10 protein-coding genes and 2 pseudogenes are annotated in these 14,706 nt (G+C 71.3%); 4 read left to right on the forward strand and 8 right to left on the reverse strand.

The window, feature by feature from the left end; translation table 11 throughout:
• Positions 1-14: 14 nt before the first annotated feature.
• Positions 15-710, reverse strand: a complete 696-nt coding sequence (locus tag ACFYO0_RS30020; protein WP_388682317.1) for a DUF4397 domain-containing protein — start codon at positions 708-710, stop codon at positions 15-17.
• 794 nt (positions 711-1,504) lie between these two features.
• Between ACFYO0_RS30020 and ACFYO0_RS30025 the strand changes: the two genes are divergently transcribed.
• A complete protein-coding gene (locus ACFYO0_RS30025) occupies positions 1,505-1,807 on the forward strand; it encodes a hypothetical protein (RefSeq protein ID WP_388682319.1) in 303 nt (100 codons plus the stop codon).
• A gap of 90 nt (positions 1,808-1,897) precedes the next feature.
• On the opposite strand, the gene ACFYO0_RS30030 is transcribed toward ACFYO0_RS30025, so the two are convergent.
• On the reverse strand, positions 1,898-4,162 hold the full coding sequence (locus ACFYO0_RS30030; protein WP_388682321.1) for a WD40/YVTN/BNR-like repeat-containing protein: 2,265 nt from the start codon (positions 4,160-4,162) through the stop codon (positions 1,898-1,900).
• A gap of 410 nt (positions 4,163-4,572) precedes the next feature.
• On the opposite strand from ACFYO0_RS30030, the pseudogene ACFYO0_RS30035 reads away from it, so the two are divergent.
• Together ACFYO0_RS30035 and ACFYO0_RS30040 are read left to right on the forward strand one after the other, a co-directional pair.
• Positions 4,573-4,909, forward strand: a pseudogene (locus ACFYO0_RS30035) (ferric reductase); the annotation flags it as partial.
• Positions 4,908-5,171, forward strand: a pseudogene (locus tag ACFYO0_RS30040) (thymidine kinase); the annotation flags it as partial. The pseudogenes ACFYO0_RS30035 and ACFYO0_RS30040, both read left to right, overlap by 2 nt.
• 293 nt (positions 5,172-5,464) lie before the next feature.
• Here the strand turns inward: ACFYO0_RS30040 and ACFYO0_RS30045 are convergent.
• The 3 genes from ACFYO0_RS30045 to ACFYO0_RS30055 form a co-directional block, all read right to left on the reverse strand.
• Positions 5,465-7,006: a hypothetical protein gene (locus tag ACFYO0_RS30045; protein ID WP_388682323.1), complete on the reverse strand. Its 1,542-nt coding sequence runs from the start codon at positions 7,004-7,006 to the stop codon at positions 5,465-5,467.
• Complete coding sequence (locus ACFYO0_RS30050; protein ID WP_388682325.1) at positions 7,006-8,187, reverse strand: FAD-dependent monooxygenase; 1,182 nt, start codon at positions 8,185-8,187, stop codon at positions 7,006-7,008. Before ACFYO0_RS30050 ends, ACFYO0_RS30045 begins: the two co-directional genes overlap by 1 nt.
• A gap of 318 nt (positions 8,188-8,505) precedes the next feature.
• Positions 8,506-9,300 carry a VOC family protein gene (locus ACFYO0_RS30055; protein WP_388682327.1) on the reverse strand — a complete coding sequence of 265 codons (795 nt, stop codon included), beginning with the start codon at positions 9,298-9,300 and terminating at the stop codon, positions 8,506-8,508.
• A 262-nt stretch (positions 9,301-9,562) separates the two neighbouring features.
• Here ACFYO0_RS30055 and ACFYO0_RS30060 point away from each other — a divergent pair, with 262 nt between their 5' ends.
• Positions 9,563-10,390 (forward strand): sulfurtransferase, encoded by an 828-nt coding sequence (locus ACFYO0_RS30060; protein ID WP_388682329.1) that lies wholly within the window; start codon positions 9,563-9,565, stop codon positions 10,388-10,390.
• An 88-nt stretch (positions 10,391-10,478) separates the two neighbouring features.
• Here ACFYO0_RS30060 and sepH read toward each other — a convergent pair whose 3' ends face one another.
• The 3 genes from sepH to ACFYO0_RS30075 all read right to left on the reverse strand — a co-directional run bounded on the left by sepH (position 10,479) and on the right by ACFYO0_RS30075 (position 14,556).
• Complete coding sequence (gene sepH, locus ACFYO0_RS30065) at positions 10,479-11,543, reverse strand: septation protein SepH (RefSeq protein ID WP_388682331.1); 1,065 nt, start codon at positions 11,541-11,543, stop codon at positions 10,479-10,481.
• A gap of 486 nt (positions 11,544-12,029) precedes the next feature.
• The gene (locus ACFYO0_RS30070; RefSeq protein ID WP_388682333.1) at positions 12,030-13,358 is read right to left on the reverse strand and encodes a D-arabinono-1,4-lactone oxidase; all 1,329 of its coding nucleotides are present in this window, start codon (positions 13,356-13,358) and stop codon (positions 12,030-12,032) included.
• Positions 13,318-14,556 (reverse strand): MFS transporter, encoded by a 1,239-nt coding sequence (locus tag ACFYO0_RS30075; protein ID WP_388682335.1) that lies wholly within the window; start codon positions 14,554-14,556, stop codon positions 13,318-13,320. The genes ACFYO0_RS30070 and ACFYO0_RS30075 overlap by 41 nt, the downstream gene beginning before the upstream one ends.
• Positions 14,557-14,706 lie beyond the last annotated feature (150 nt).

A 14,706-nucleotide genomic window follows, 5' to 3' on the forward strand; every position in this document is an offset into this window, starting at 1 on the left:
GATCGGGCCAGGGGCTATCCGGAAGCGCTCAGCTTCTGCACCTTGAGTGCGAGGTTGTTGGCGTCGGCGCTGCCCCACGCGTAGACCACGGTGCTGGCGCCCGGTGCGAGGTCGAGTTTCGCGGGTCCGATGGCGACAGTGGTGGTGCCGGCCAGTACGACATCGGCGTTGACCGACCCGGCGGGGACGTCTGCCTGCTTCTGCTGCGGGTTCTCGACGTTCTTGAAGACGGGAGTGCCGTCGGCCCGCACGTCAACCGCGGGCGCGGCCGCCACGTGCCGCACGATCAGCCTCGACTTGTCCCCCGGCACATTGGACGTGTCGTTGAGGAAGGCGTTCAGCGCAGGCTGGCCCTTGGCGTTCAGGTTGGCCGTCAGGCTGGCGTTGGTGCCGCTGGACACCTCGACCGTCTTCTGCACCACGGGAGTGCCGGAGTAGGAGGCCCCGGCCTTGAGGATCTTGATGTCGTAGGAGTCGGCGGGCAGGGAGAGCTGAGAACTCAGCGAGCCTGGGGTGAAGTCGGACAGCAGTTTCTTGCCGTTGGCGTAGATGTCCACGGTCGCCCCGGGGATGCCGTGGAAGATCGTGACTGTGGCGTTGTTCTGCGCTGCGTTCTGCGCCGCACCGGCCGACGTGGCGGGCACCGCCGTCAGTCCCAGCAGCCCGGCCGCACCGAGCGCGAAGGCCGCTCTTGTGAGTCGTGTGTTCATGGTGTTGTCCCTTCTGTAGCGCAACTGCTGCGCCAGGCCTCTGCATCGGATGCCAGTGGGGCCGCACTTACGGAAATGTGCTTCTGCGGTCTCCGGGTCCTGAGAGAGCGTGCGGTCTTCTGATGGGCTTCCTGGCCTGCGGATTTCCGAGAGGGGAGAGACGCGATGAACCGCCCACGGCTTCGGACCCGGTCCGATCGGCTCCACGACAACCCCTGGCGGGCGCGTCGGCCCTGCGAGAGACCACTCCGCTCACGCCGTATGAAGGTCCCCAACAACCATCGGACAGCTCCGGAGTGATCGCAAACGCCCTGGCCTGTGCCTGGTCTGACCTCGATGAACGGGCTACGGGGAGGTGCGGCGATGCCACGCAGAGAGCGACCGCTGGATTCGGGGGACGGCCTGTTACCGGTGTTCGCCGCGGGCCTGCGGCAGATGCGGCAGAAGGCGGGTAGTCCGCCCTACCGGAAGCTGGCGGAGCTATTCGATCTCGACTTTGTCCTCCGCGGCTGCCGACGCTGGCGTATGTACGCGCCTGGGGACGGGCGGGCACGCGCCGGGCATGCGGCGCCTGTCGCGGCAATCCGCCGTCGGTCCGGGTGACGCCTGGCCCGGTGGCCCGACCGAGGAACCCGAACGGCGCCTCCCTCCCATGCTGTTCGGCCCCTTCCGAAGGGCCTGACGGCCCATGTGCGCGGTCGTCGCCCCGGACACCATGGGCCTATGACGCTCTCCTGCGTCATACCAGTCCACGGAACGCCCTGTCACGAACTTGTCCGGAGGGAGGCGGCCCCGTGTCCGTTCACGACGAACTGGCCATCGCCCGGCACGCTCTCATCGACCTCGTCCTATCAGTTGGTCGGCTGCAGACCCGCCTCGGGGACGTCTTGGACGTCCGCCGGGTACAGGAGGACGCCGACCGCCTGAGGGAGGACCTGGACCTGTTGCGGGAGGGCTCGGCGGCGAAGGAGTCGACGCCGGGTCCCGCGCCGTCCGAGATCGTGCTCATCCCGCAAACGCCGTACGACCTCTCGATGTGGGTCGGCTGCGACGACGAAGGCATCGGCTCGGGCCACGGTCCCGAACTGCGGCGGTAAGCCCGTCCCGCCGGGGGCGTCCCGCTCGCTGGTGGCGGGCCCTCCGGGCGTCCGCTCGTCCGGTCTCGGGACGCCCGGAGGGGATTCGGGTCAGGGAGCGGTCAGTTCGTAGAAGCCCCGGCCGAACGTCGCGGCCACCAAGCGGCGGTGCCCCGCGTCGTACTCGATGTCGTCGACCGGCACCTGCGGCATGCCGCGGCCGAGGCGCAGCCAGCGGCTGCCGCCCGTGACGCTGGTGAACACGCCCTGGTCGGTGGCGAGGTACAGCAGACCGCCCCGCGCGACGGCCAGGTCGTTGACGGGGGCAGCGGGGAGATTGCCCGACAGGTTCCGCCAGTGCCTGCCGCCGTCGGTGCTGCCGTACACATGGGGGAGCGGGGAGCCGGAGCGGTAGCCGGAGTGTGTGGTCCAGACCCGGTTCGGGTTCTTCGGGTCGACGACCACGCGGGTCACCCAGGGGCGCCCCTCGGCCAGCTTCGTCCAGGTCGCCCCGAGATCCTTGGTGACCCAGACACGGCCGTCGTCCGTGCCCACGTACACCGTGCGTCCGTCGCCCGCCGGGGCGATCGAGGTGATGGTGCCGAAGTTGGTGTAGAGGGGGTCGGAGCCCGGGCCGCCGCTCAGGTCCGGGCTGATGGGCTGCCAGGTCACGCCGCCGTCCGTGGAGCGGTTGAGCACTTCGGAGCCGTAGTAGAGGACCTTCGGGTCGCGGGGGTCGAAGACCACCGGGGTGAACCAGTTGCGGCGCAGATAGGCGGTCGCGTCGGCGAAGTACGTGAGCGTGTCGCCGCCGTCGGTGGAGCGGAAGCAGTTGCCGTACTGGTAGCAGGCGAAGACGTTGTCCACGTCGGTGGGGTTGATCAGGTTCTCCTCGCCGTCGCCGCCGAGGTATTCGTTGAACTTCTCCCCGCCCCAGGAGCGCAGCGAGCCGTTGTCCTGCGCGCCGCCCGAGATCCTGGAGACGTCCTGCGGGCTGATCGCCGCGCTGTAGAGCTGGGTGTACGGCTGGTGGCGGGACTTGACCCAGCCGCCGTCGCCGCCGGAGTCGGAGCGGTAGACGCCGCCGTCGTTGCCGAGGTAGACGCGGCCGGGGCGGCGCGGGTCCCACACCATGGCGTGGTGGTCGACGTGCATGCTCGTGTCGTCGGCGCTCCAGGTGTCGCCGCCGTCCTTCGTGGTCAGCAGGGCGACCCCGGCCACATGCACGTGCTCGGTGTCCCGGGGGTCGATCCACACCTTGCCGAACCACCAGCCGAAGGTGGACTGCGAGTCGGTGAGGGCCTGGTTGGCGGGGGTGCGGTTCCAGCTGTTGCCGCCGTCGGTGGAGGCGTAGAAGCCCTCGAAGGAACCGTTGGACTTGTTGACGATCGCATAGAGCCGGTCGCCCGCGACGCCGAGACCGATACGTCCCACGTCGGGACCCCGGGCGGGCAGGTCGCCGCCGAGCCGCTGCCAGCTCTCGCCGCCGTCCGTGCTGCGGAAGACACCGGAGCCGACACCGCCGTACGTCCGCAGGTCGGGGCGGCGGCGGTGGTCCCACAGCACGGCGTAGAGCCGGTCGCCGTCGACGACGATCTCGGTGGCGCCGGTGAACTCGTTGGCGCCCGCGAGGATCCGCTCCCAGGTGGCGCCGCCGTCCTCCGAGCGGTACACGCCCCGGTCGCCGCCGCCGTTGTACAGCGATCCGGCCGCGGCGACGTAGATGCGGCGGGGGTTGGCGGGGTCGATGGTGATGGCGCTGATCGCTCCGGAGTCGCGCAGGCCGAGCGGCTTCCAGTGGGCGCCGCCGTCGGTGCTGCGGTACAGCCCCGTCCCCTCGTACGTGATGCTTCCGCCGCCGGGGTTGGGTTCACCGGTTCCGACGTACAAGGTGCCGTCCGGCGCGGTGGCGACTGCGCCCATGGCCTGGGTCCAGCTGTCGGGCCACACGGAGTGGAACGTCGCTCCGGCATCGGTGCTGCGCCAGAGCCCGCCGCTGGCGGCCGCCGCGTACAGGGTGTCGGCGCGCTGGGGGTCGAGCGCGAGGGAGACCACGCGCCCGCCGATGTTGGTGGGCCCGACGGCCTTCCAACGCCCGCCGGCGGTGGGCAGTTCGCGCGCCTGTGCCGCGGCGAGGTCGTGGGCGTGGCGCGGAATTGACTCTCCCGGCAGGGTCTTCTGGAGGTAGCGGTACTCGGCCGGGGCGGCCGGTCCACGGACCGGCCGGTACACGTCGGGCGGTGTGGGCGGCGTTCCGGCGACCGGCGCCGCGGCCGCCGGAACGGCAGCGTCCTGTGGAGCAGCGTCCTGTGGAGCAGCGAGTAACGCGGCACCGGTGACCGCGGTGAGAACCAGCGAAAGCAGACCTCTGCCCATGAAATCCCTTCCTTCGTCATGACCACTTCAAACTGTGATGACGTTACGAGAGAGGGATGTTGAGCAGAAGGGCGCGAGTCGGCCGGGCCGCACGAGGGGAGGACCAACCCGAGTGGATCTCCTTGGGCTGCCGCGGCGGTTGCCGCTGCCATCGCCCTGCCTCACGATTTTCAGCCAACCGGCCGGTGTACGGTGCCGTGGCACAAGGCAAGCAGAGGGAAGTGCGGCCTTGGCGACGCTCCAGCACGGCCGGGCGGGAGACGGCAGGCCAACCGCCGGATACGCCCCCGGCGTTCCCCCGCGGCACCGTTGCTGGTGCTCGCCTGGGCGGGTGCCGCCGCCGTCCTGTGGCTGTGGTGGCGGAACGCCCCCGCCGTCGCCGCTACCACCGCCGACCGGCTGGTGAACGCGGCGGGCACAGCGCGGCGCTGGCCGGGCTGCGGTCGGGCCCCCGCGTGGGGGCGGAGGGCGGGCCCGTACGGGGCGATGACAGCCGCCCGCCGCGGCCGCGGCAAGGTGCTGCTGCTCGTCGGCGGAGCGGGAATCACGCCGCTCCGGGCGCTGTTCGAGACGCTGCCCGCCGCGCCCGGACACCTGACGCTGCTCCACCGGGCCCGTACGGCAGAGGAGTTGGCGCTGCGGGAGGAATTGGAGGCGATCGCGGACGAGCGCGGGGCCCAGCTGCTGTACGCGGTCAACAGCCCGGACGGTCGACGGCCCGCGATCCCCGCGACGATGCTGCGCAAGGGTGGAGACTTTGCAGGTCGAGGCGATGTGCTGGTGCGGTGAGCGGGCCACGCACAATGCGCGCACCGTGGGTGGAGAGATGGTCGTCGAGGGGGAGCAGGTCGTCGAGGCGGAGCAGGTCGTCGTGGGCGACGTGGTCAAGTCGGCGGCGGAGGTCGGGTACGAGGTGCCGTGCCGGCGTCACCACCGCAGGCGGATGACGAGCGCTGCGTCGCGGGCCGCGGCACTGTCGCCGGACGTGCTGCCGGTCAGCGCCACTTGACCTCTGGCCGACGAGAAGCGGATCACTTCCTTGTAGTGCAGGGAAGTGCAGGGCTGGGCCCTCGGGATCGTCCCGAGGGCCCAGCCGTTCGAGTGGAGGCGCCCCGGCGACCTCGACGCCGTGCGGCGTCCAGCGGCCCAACTTCGGGCGTTGTGAAGCTGGTTGCTCCGATCCTCGTCCCTGGAAAATGGTTCGACGGCTTCGCGGAGCCCAGGGACAGTGGCGCACCATGGATGACTCCGAACTCGTGACCGCTGCGGACGTGCGGCTCATGCGTGGCCTGGCGCGGCGGGTTACGGCCGTCCAGGCCTCGCCGACGCCTTGGCACAGAGGTATGGACGCGCGAGCAGCAGACCGGTGCCGGTGATGGCGATGCCGAAGTAGACCGGCGCGAGGTGGATGAAGTCGGTGTAGCGGATCGCGCCGTGCACCACGACAGCCGGCAGGAAGCCGGCGGCCGCCGCCGCGGTCAGGGTCCAGAACACCCAGGCCTCACCCCGCCGCCAGCCCCACGCGCTGAGCAGAGTGATCGCCACCGCGGCGGCCATCAGGGCGCCGCCGAACCCCGCCCGGTCGTGGGCGACGAACGGCACAAGCCGGGGACTCAGGGTTTCCAGCGTCTGCGTGCTGGTGCCCAGGAAGGTCAGGTCGGTCGGCACGAAGACACCGGTCAGACCGACCACCGAGATCACCGCTCCGCCGACGAACAGCCCCGCTCCCGTGACGATCAGCAGCAGCTGGCCGGCCAGCGCCCGTCGGCGCTCCGGCTCCGGCCCCTCGGGCACCAGGCGCCACCGCGGAGTGTGCGGGGCCCGGCGGACCGCGGCCACGAACATCGGGAACAGCACGAGGGCGGTGGCCGTGTGCAGGGGTTCCACGAAGCCGGTGGCCAGGAAGTAGAACAAGGTGGGGAAGCCGATCGCTCCCGAGAGCAGATACACCTCGCGGGCCCAGGGCCAGCCGCGTCTGATCCCGCCGACGGCGAGGCCGGAGTAGAGGGCGCCGATCGCCACCATCGTGCCGGCCATGGTGATCCGGTCGTGCTGGAGGAAGTGCACGAGGTGGTGGTTGGCCGCATGCAGTTCGTGCAGCGTCATGCCGAGGTAGTCGCGGTCGTACCAGAGCAGCACCGGCCCGAGCGTGATCACCGCGGCGCCGAGTCCGGCGCCCGTCATACCGAGCCCGACGAGCAGCGCCCACCACCAGGCGGGCCAGCGGCGGGGATCGCGGCCGACGTCGCGTAGCCGCGGAGCGGGAGCGGTGGGTGTGGCTGTCTCGGTGACCCGTGCGAACCATCCGGGTCCGGCCTCGAGGAGCACCCCCGGCCGGGCGAGCACGACGGTGCCCGGCTCCTTGAGCGCGGCTGCCGCGGCGGTGACGGACGGGTCGGACACTTGGACCACGTGCGGGTCGTCGCCGCTGGTGAACCCGTCGACATCGAGCTTGAGGGCGGCCTCGGCCTCCGGGTCGCCGGCGCGGACGACCAGCGGGACCGAGCGGCCGGCAGCGGCCTCGCGTACGGTCTCCAAGTCGGCCGCCGAGACGGGCGCCACCTCGACGACACCGACCCCGAGCGGGGGCATGGCGCGTACCGTTTCGCGGGCGAGCGAGGGCGGGACGGATATGCCGAGACGGACGGTCACGGGCACGCCGGCGATCTCTCCGGCGAGGCGCTCTGGCGGATGGCGGTGGCCGAACCCCCGGGCGATCAGCCGCGCGCCGGCGGGACGGGAGCCGATCCAGGCCAGCAGTCGCAGCGCGGTTCGCTGCGAACGGCGTCGGCCGAGGACTGCGGCGGCAGCGCCGCGCAGCGGGTGATAGGTCCAGTCCGGCATCAGCGGCTCTCGCTCTCCGTCGCGGTCGCCCGGTCACCGGGCGCGGTCCAGCCGAGCACCGGCGCCATGGAACGCAGCGTCGCCCGCGTCGGCGTCAGCCGGGCGGCCGTGTCGCGCAGCAGCACCGCGGGCGGCCACGACAGCTGGCCGACCGCGCCGAGCCGGGCGGAGCGGCGCGTGATGGCCTGGGTCCTCGGGCGGCGCAGCACGTCGTACGAGCGGAGCGCGGCGGCCACGTCCGAGGTGCCGTCGAGGCAGTGGGCGAGGGTGACCGCGTCCTCCAGCGCCTGGCACGCGCCCTGGCCCAGATTGGGGGTCATGGCATGAGCCGCGTCGCCCAGCAGCGCGACCGGGCCGCGGACGAAGGTGGGCAGCGTCGGAAGGTCGTACAGGTCGTGGCGGAGCACCGCGTCCGCGGGGACGGCGGCCAGCAGGGTGGGGACGGGATCCGGCCAGGACCCGAACCGGCGCAGCAGTTCGGCGTACTCGGACGAGCCGGAGGCCGCTCCCGCCGGCAGCGACGCGGTCGCGAAGCAGTACATCCGCCCGCCCGGCAGCGCCGTGTAGCCGAACCTCTCCCCGCGGCCCCAGGTCGCCGCACCCTCGGAGGGTGGCTCGGCGAGGGGCTCGGTGACCATGCGCCAGGCCGTGTAGCCGGCGTACCGGGGGCCGGCCGCGTCGGGCCACAGGGCGCGGCGGACCGCACTGCGCAGCCCGTCGGCGCCGACCACGAGGTCGGGCCGGGACACGCCCCCACGGTGATCGACGACCAGGCGGTCGCCGTCGTCGCGGACCGCGTACACCTCGCTGTCCGGCCGCAGGCTGTCGGCGGGCAGCGCCTCGGTGAGCGCCCGCAGCAGATCCGCGCGATGCAGGACCACCAGGGGATGGCCGAAGCGGCGCGCCAGCTCCGCGTTGTCCGTACGGGACAGCCAGCGGCCCCGGCGGTCGCGTACGCCGCCTGTGGCCTCGACGGCGCCGAGTGCCCGGACGGCGTCGGCCAGGCCGAGCACCTCAAGCGCGTGCAGCGCGTTCGGCCACAGGGAGATGCCTGCGCCGATCTCAGTGAACTCCGGGGCCCGTTCCAGCACTTCGGCGCGCCAGCCCCGGCGATGCAGGGCGACGGCCGCCGCGAGCCCGCCGATCCCGCCGCCGACGATGGTCGCGGCGCGCTGCGGCATGGGTCCTCGCTCTGGGTTCGGGGGCGCCGCCCCCGGTCAAGCGGCCGTCGATCCGCTGCCCGAGCGGCATGCGACGCGACGCAGGTCCGCTGAGCAGCGCCTCATAGCAACATGTCGACAGACGCCTGTCAACGTACCCAGGACGTGTATGCGTACCTCGTGCAGCATCTCTCCCACGGGGGACGCGCGGACTGTGTGACCGCGGACGAGGCGCAGTTGCCGGCCCGGAGCAGGCCGACCAAGTCGCCCGAGTCGTCGATCACTTGGGGAGAGCTCGCTCTCGCCGCCCAGAACGCGGCGTGGAAAACGCAGTCGTTGTCAGTGGCTCGTGCGTACGAGGGCGAACGCAGCCCCCTCCGGGTCCGCGACCGTGGCGATGCGGCCGTGCGGGGTGTCGCGGGGCGTTTTCAAAACGTGGCCGCCCAGGTCGATGACATCGGTCAGGGAGGCGTCCACGTCGGCGACTTCGAAGTACGTCATCCAGTGCGGGCCCCGGTCGCGGGGCAGGGCGTGGCCCACACCGCGGATGCCGGCCACCGGGCGGCCCTCGATGTGCAGCGTGATGTAGTCGAAGTCCGCGGAGGCGACCGGCTCTTCCTCGTAGCCGAAGACCGTGTCGTAGAACTTGGCGACGCTCGCGGAGTCGCGTGTGACCAGCTCGTTCCAGGTGGGCGTACCGGGCACCTCCGTGATGCCCGTGCCGAGGTGGGCCGCGATCTGCCAGATGCCGAAGACGGCGCCCGAGGGATCGGAGGCGATGGCCATACGGCCGGCATCCCCGGCGTCCAGAGGGCCGACGCCGACCGTGCCGCCGCAGGCCCGTACCGCTTCCGCCGTCAGATCCACGTCGTCCGAGGCGAAGTAGGGCGTCCAGGCGATGGGCAGATGACGGTCGGGCGGCAACTGCCCGATCCCGGCCACCTCATGGCCGTCGAGCACGGCACGTACGTACGGGCCGAGCTGCTGGGGACCGGGCTGGAACTTCCAGCCGAACAGTGCTCCGTAGAACTCCTGGGTCGCGGCCATCCCGTGCACCATGAGACTCACCCAGCAGGGTGTGCCGGGCGTGTGTGCGGTGCCGTTCAGGCCGGCCGGTCCCCGTGCCTCGGTCATCGTCACTCTTTCCTCGGCGCCTAAGAGCGCCGGCAGCTTCACTTCCGCTTCCGAACGCGCACACAGCCGCCGCGCGCCGAGTCGGCGGCGCATGGCTGGAGGATGCCCGATTTGCTGTGTCCCATCCGTATCCCCGCGGTTGCCTGGTGGTGTCCATCGGCTGTACAGCCTGTGTCCAGGCCCGTACGCCGTGTGCTCGGGTCGGCGGGCAGAGTAGCCGGACCTGGACGATGCGGCCACCCCGTGCGCAAGGATGGTGGCCATGAACGCCATCATCTCCGCAGCCGAACTCGCGAACGCCCTGGCCGGACCGAAGCCGCCGGCGGTGCTCGACATCCGTTATCAACTGGGCGGCCCGAACCTGCGTCCCGCGTACGAGGCGGGGCACATTCCGGGTGCCGTCTTCGTGGACCTGGACTCGGAACTCGCAGCTCCGGCGGGGGCGGGCGGGCGGCATCCGCTGCCGGACATGGAGGTCTTCGGGGCGGCCATGCAGGCGGCCGGAGTCAGTGCGAACCGGGACGTCGTCGTGTACGACGGCGGGCTCGGCTGGGCCGCCGCGCGCGCCTGGTGGCTGCTGCGCTGGACGGGTCACCAGTCGGTGCGTGTCCTTGACGGCGGACTCGCGGCCTGGGACGGCCCGATCGAGGCCGGTACCCAGTCTCCGGTCGCCGGTACGTTCCTGCCGTCGCCCGGCGCGCTGCCGCTGCTCGACGCGGACGGAGCCGCCGCCCTGGCCCGCACCGGCCTGCTCCTCGACGCGCGCGCCGCCGAGCGCTACCGGGGCGATGTCGAGCCGATCGACCGGATCGGCGGTCACATCCCCGGCGCCGTCTCGGCGCCGACCACGGAGAACGTGACGGAATCCGGCCACTTCCGCCCGGCCGCCGAACTCGCCGAGCGCTTCAAGTCCCTGGGCGCGACCGGCACTTGTGAAGTCGGCGTCTACTGCGGCTCGGGAGTCTCCGCCGCCCACGAGATCCTCGCCCTTGAGGTCGCGGGCATTCCGGCCGCGTTGTACGCGGGCTCCTGGTCGGAGTGGTCGGCGGACGGGAGCCGCCCGGTCGCGACGGGTCCCGACCCGCAGTAGACCGGCCCCGGCCCACAGGAGGCGCCCGGTAGCGAAAAGGGCTCGCCCCGAAGTGGTGCGAGCCCCAGTCGCGTACATCTTCCGCTGCCTATTCCTGCTTCTTGCGACGCGTCCCGAAGACGATCTCGTCCCAGCTCGGCACCGCTGCTCTTCGGCCCGGGCGGACGCCGTCCGCCTCGGCCTGCCGGTCGGTGGAGCCGACGAGCCGGTCACGGTGGCTGCCCACCGAGCGCGGCATGAGCACATCGGCGTACGCCGAACCGGCCGAGGCCGCGGGAGCCGGGGGCTCCTCCGCCTCGGGCTCCGGGGCGGGCTCCTCCTCCGCCGGCATCTCCGTGGTCGGGGCGGGGCGCTCGGGCACCACCAGGTCGCCGCGGAAACTGGGCACCGCCTCCAGGAGGCTGGTGAGCGAGTCCCGCTCACCGTTGATGCTCTCCTCCTCGGGCTCCGGAGACTGGGCCGGCAGGACGGGACGTTCCGTCTGGCGCTCCAGGGCGCGGTCCATCGGGTGCTCGCGGTCGCGCGGCAGCCGGGCGATACGCGGCACGAACGGGAAGCTGGGCTCGGGCGAGGCGAGGTCGTCGTCGGACTCGCCGATCAGCGAGCGCGCCTCCTCGTCCACGGCCTGTACGAGCCGCCGTGGCGGGTCGTACGTCCAGCTCGCCGAGTGCGGCTCACCCGCGACCCGGTAGACCAGCAGGACCTCCCAGGTGCCGTCGTCACGGCGCCACGAGTCCCACTGCACGGTCTCCTTGTCGGCGCCGCGCAGCAGCAGCCGCTCCTGCACCGTCTCGCCGAGCTGGGGTCCGGTGGTCTCGCCGGGCCGGCGGACCGGGGTCTTGCGGGCCCGCTCCGCCATGAACGCGCGCTCCGCGAGCACGGGGCCCTCGAAGCGGCGTACGCGATCGACGGGGATGCCGGCGAGCTGGGCGACCTCTTCGGCGGAGGCGCCTGCGCGTATACGCGCCTGGATGTCTCGGGGGCGGAGATGGCTCTCCACCTCGATCTCGATCTGGCCGAGGCGGGGACGGTCGCCGCGTACGGCGGCGCGCAGACGCTCGTCAATCGGAAGCGTGTACTCCGTGCTGTCCGCAGCCTTCAGCACCAGCCGTGTGCCGTCGTTAGAGACGGCCACGACACGCAGTTCGGGCATGGGGACCTCCCGGGTGGTGCCTGCCGACGTCACGTGCGTCGCTGCTTCCGCTAGTCGAGTGTGGCCTGCCCGGGTGCAGCCTGCCACAACCTTGCCGAGTTGCCCGGCGTGTCGGGCGCTGGCCCTGGATCGCCGTTATGGCACGGTTACCTATTCGCAACGCTAAGTGACATACTCCGTCACCCTGTGCAACGAGCCCCCTCACGGCGGTCCTGGAAGGCCCCGGACGCCCTGGCGGGTGTCCGGACCCAGGGCTCGCAACAGTACTCCATTCGGGCCACCTGCGTGGATCGGCACGCCGCCCAACTTCTCGCGGGGGTCGGGAGTTGGTCACCGGGGAAACCGTTCCGGTGACCACGGTGCGTGGCGATCTTCACGCGATCGTCACGATCGAAGTTGATTGTTCCGGCTCTGAGTTCCTCTTGAGTCTCCTCCGAGGTCCTCTCGTTCTCGTGCAGTTGGCGATGGCGCGACTCTGTGGCGCGATTACGTCCCCAACACCCGCCGCAAGTAGTCGTTTCCGAAGCGCCGGTCCGGGTCGAGCCGGTCCCTGAGGGCGGTGAACTCGCCGAAGCGCGGATAGATTTCGGCGAAGTGCTCCGCCTCGCGCGTGTGCAGCTTGCCCCAGTGCGGGCGCCCCTCGTGCGCGGTGAAGATCCGCTCCGCGGCCGTGAAGTACGCCCGGTACGGCGTGCCTTTGTACATGTGGATCGCGATGTACGCGCTGTCCCGGCCCGATGCCGTGGACAGCGTGATGTCGTCGGCGGGCGCGGTGCGCACCTCCACGGGGAAGCTGATCCGCAGGGGAGAGCGGTCGATCATGGCCTTCAGCTCGCGCAGCGTCTCGACAAGGGCCGCGCGGGGGACGGCGTACTCCATCTCTGTGAAGCGCACTCGGCGCGGGGAAGTGAAGACCTTGTAGGGAATGTCCGTGTACGTGCGGGCCGAAAGGGCCCGGCTGGAGATCTTCGCGATCGCCGGGATCGTCGCGGGCACGGCACGACCCACCGAATTGGCCACCTGGAAGAGGCCGTTGGAAAGGAACTCGTCCTCGAAGAGGCCACTGATTCTGCCGACCGGCTTCTCCGGGCCCGCGCTTCGGTTGTTCCGCTTGGTGTTGCAGTTGCCGGTGTGCGGGAACCAGTAGAACTCGAAGTGCTCGTTCTCCGCGTGGAGTTCGTCGAAGGCGCTGGTGACCTCGTCGAAGGTCATCGGCTCCTCACGGGCCGTGAGCAGAAAAAGGGGCTCTACGGAGAAGGTGATCGCGGTGACGACACCCAGGGCACCGAGTCCGATGCGGGCCGCCGCGAAGACAGCGCGTTCTTCTTCGGTCCCCTTCTCGGAGCAGTTGATGACCGAGCCGTCGGCGGTGACCAGTTCAAGTGCCGTGATCTGGGCGGCGATCGACGCAGAGTCACGGCCGGTGCCGTGAGTGCCGGTGCTCGTCGCGCCGGAAACCGTCTGCTCCATGATGTCGCCCATGTTCGTGAGCGACAGTCCCTCGCGGGCCAGGGCCACGTTCAGCCGCTTCAGCGGGGTGCCCGCCTCCACGGTGACGGTGCCCGCCGCGCGGTCGATCTTGCGGATGCCGGTGAGCAGTTGGGGCCGTATCAGCACACCGTCGGTAGCGGCGACGGCCGTGAAGGAGTGCCCGCTGCCGACAGCCTTGACTCTCAGCCCGTCCTCGGCGGCCTGGCGCACGGTGGCGGCGAGCTCCTCGACAGAGGCGGGCGTGACGTCCCGTACGGGACGGGCCGAGACATTGCCCGCCCAGTTACGCCACGTGCCGGTCTTCCCGCTCGCTGTGCTGCTCATGGGTCCCTCCCCGCTGCGGAACCGGCCCGCTGAGCCGGCGATACCCCAGGAAACCGACCGCGACCGCGACGGCCCCGGCGACCGCCGGAACCCCGTACCCGGCCCGCGCCCCGGCGGCGTCTATCACCCAGCCGGACACGGAGGAGCCGAGCGCGACCCCGACCGCAAGACCGGTGCTGACCCAGGTCATCCCCTCGGTCAGTTTCGCGCGAGGTACGTGCCGTTCGACGAGGGCCATCGTCGTGATCATCGTCGGCGCGATGGACAGGCCCGCGACAAACAGCGCCACGGCCAGGAACGGCAAGTTTCCGACCAGTAGGAGGGGGATCATACTCACGGCCATCGTGCAGATGCCCAGTACCCATCTGCGGGCGGGCGCCCCCATGAAGCGCAGCAGTCCGAAGGCGGCTCCCGCCACGCAGGAGCCCGCCGCGTACACGGCCAGTACGACGCTCGCGGCGGCCTTGTGGCCCTCTTCCTCGGCGAAGGCGACCGTGACCACGTCGACCGCGCCGAAGATCGCTCCCGTCGCCACGAAGGTGGCCACCAGGACCTGCAGCCCGGGAGCGCGCAGGGCCGAGCCGCCGGTGTGGTGCTCGCGGGGATGCGGCGTGGGTTCGGTGGCGCGCTGGGCCGTCAGCCAGAAGACACCGGCCGCCAGGAAGCAGCCCGCCAGGAGCGGCCCGGCCTCCGGGAACCAGACCGTGGACAGACCGATGGAGATGATCGGACCGAAGATGAAGCAGATCTCGTCGACGACGGACTCGAAGGCGTACGCGGTGTGCAACTCGGGCTTGTCCCGGTAGAGGTACGCCCAGCGCGCCCTGGTCATCGCGCCGATGCTCGGTACGCAGCCGATGCAGGCCGAGCACAGGAACAGCACTCCGTCCGGCCAGCCGAAGTGCGCGGCCAGCAGCAGCCCGGCCGCCGCGGCGAGGGCGAACAGCGTCGCGGGCCGCAGCACACGACGCTGACCGTACTGGTCCACCAGCCGCGAGATCTGCGGACCGATCACCGCCGCGGACAGCGCGAGGGTGGCCGTGAGGGCGCCCGCGAGGCCGTAGCGCCCGGTGAGCTGGGAGATCATCGTGACCACGCCGATGCCCATCATCGACAGCGGCATCCGGCCGAGGAAACCGGCGACGGAGAAGCCCGTGGAGCCTGGGGCGGCGAACAGGGCGCGGTAGGGGCTGGGCACGGGGGCTCCGGTGAGGATCCGGTAAGGCGTGAATGCGGCCGATACAGCTTACGGGCCCGAGGGTCCTGTGTATGCCGCTGCCGGCCCGTCATTCCGCCCCGTCACACCGCCGTTTCCCGACTGTCAGTGACGAGTGGCAGGATCAATGAC

The sequence above is a fragment of the Streptomyces sp. NPDC006365 genome, from assembly GCF_042870755.1.
GTDB lineage: Bacteria > Actinomycetota > Actinomycetes > Streptomycetales > Streptomycetaceae > Streptomyces > Streptomyces xiangluensis.

Coding starts and splice junctions, on each gene's coding strand:
- ACFYO0_RS30070 (WP_388682333.1), bottom strand. CDS start 13,358: ATGAGCAGCACAGCGAGCGGGAAGACCGGCACGTGGCGTAACTGGGCG.
- ACFYO0_RS30030 (WP_388682321.1), bottom strand. CDS start 4,162: ATGGGCAGAGGTCTGCTTTCGCTGGTTCTCACCGCGGTCACCGGTGCC.
- ACFYO0_RS30020 (WP_388682317.1), bottom strand. CDS start 710: ATGAACACACGACTCACAAGAGCGGCCTTCGCGCTCGGTGCGGCCGGG.
- sepH (WP_388682331.1), bottom strand. CDS start 11,543: ATGCCCGAACTGCGTGTCGTGGCCGTCTCTAACGACGGCACACGGCTG.
- ACFYO0_RS30055 (WP_388682327.1), bottom strand. CDS start 9,300: ATGACCGAGGCACGGGGACCGGCCGGCCTGAACGGCACCGCACACACG.
- ACFYO0_RS30050 (WP_388682325.1), bottom strand. CDS start 8,187: ATGCCGCAGCGCGCCGCGACCATCGTCGGCGGCGGGATCGGCGGGCTC.
- ACFYO0_RS30060 (WP_388682329.1), top strand. CDS start 9,563: ATGAACGCCATCATCTCCGCAGCCGAACTCGCGAACGCCCTGGCCGGA.
- ACFYO0_RS30045 (WP_388682323.1), bottom strand. CDS start 7,006: ATGCCGGACTGGACCTATCACCCGCTGCGCGGCGCTGCCGCCGCAGTC.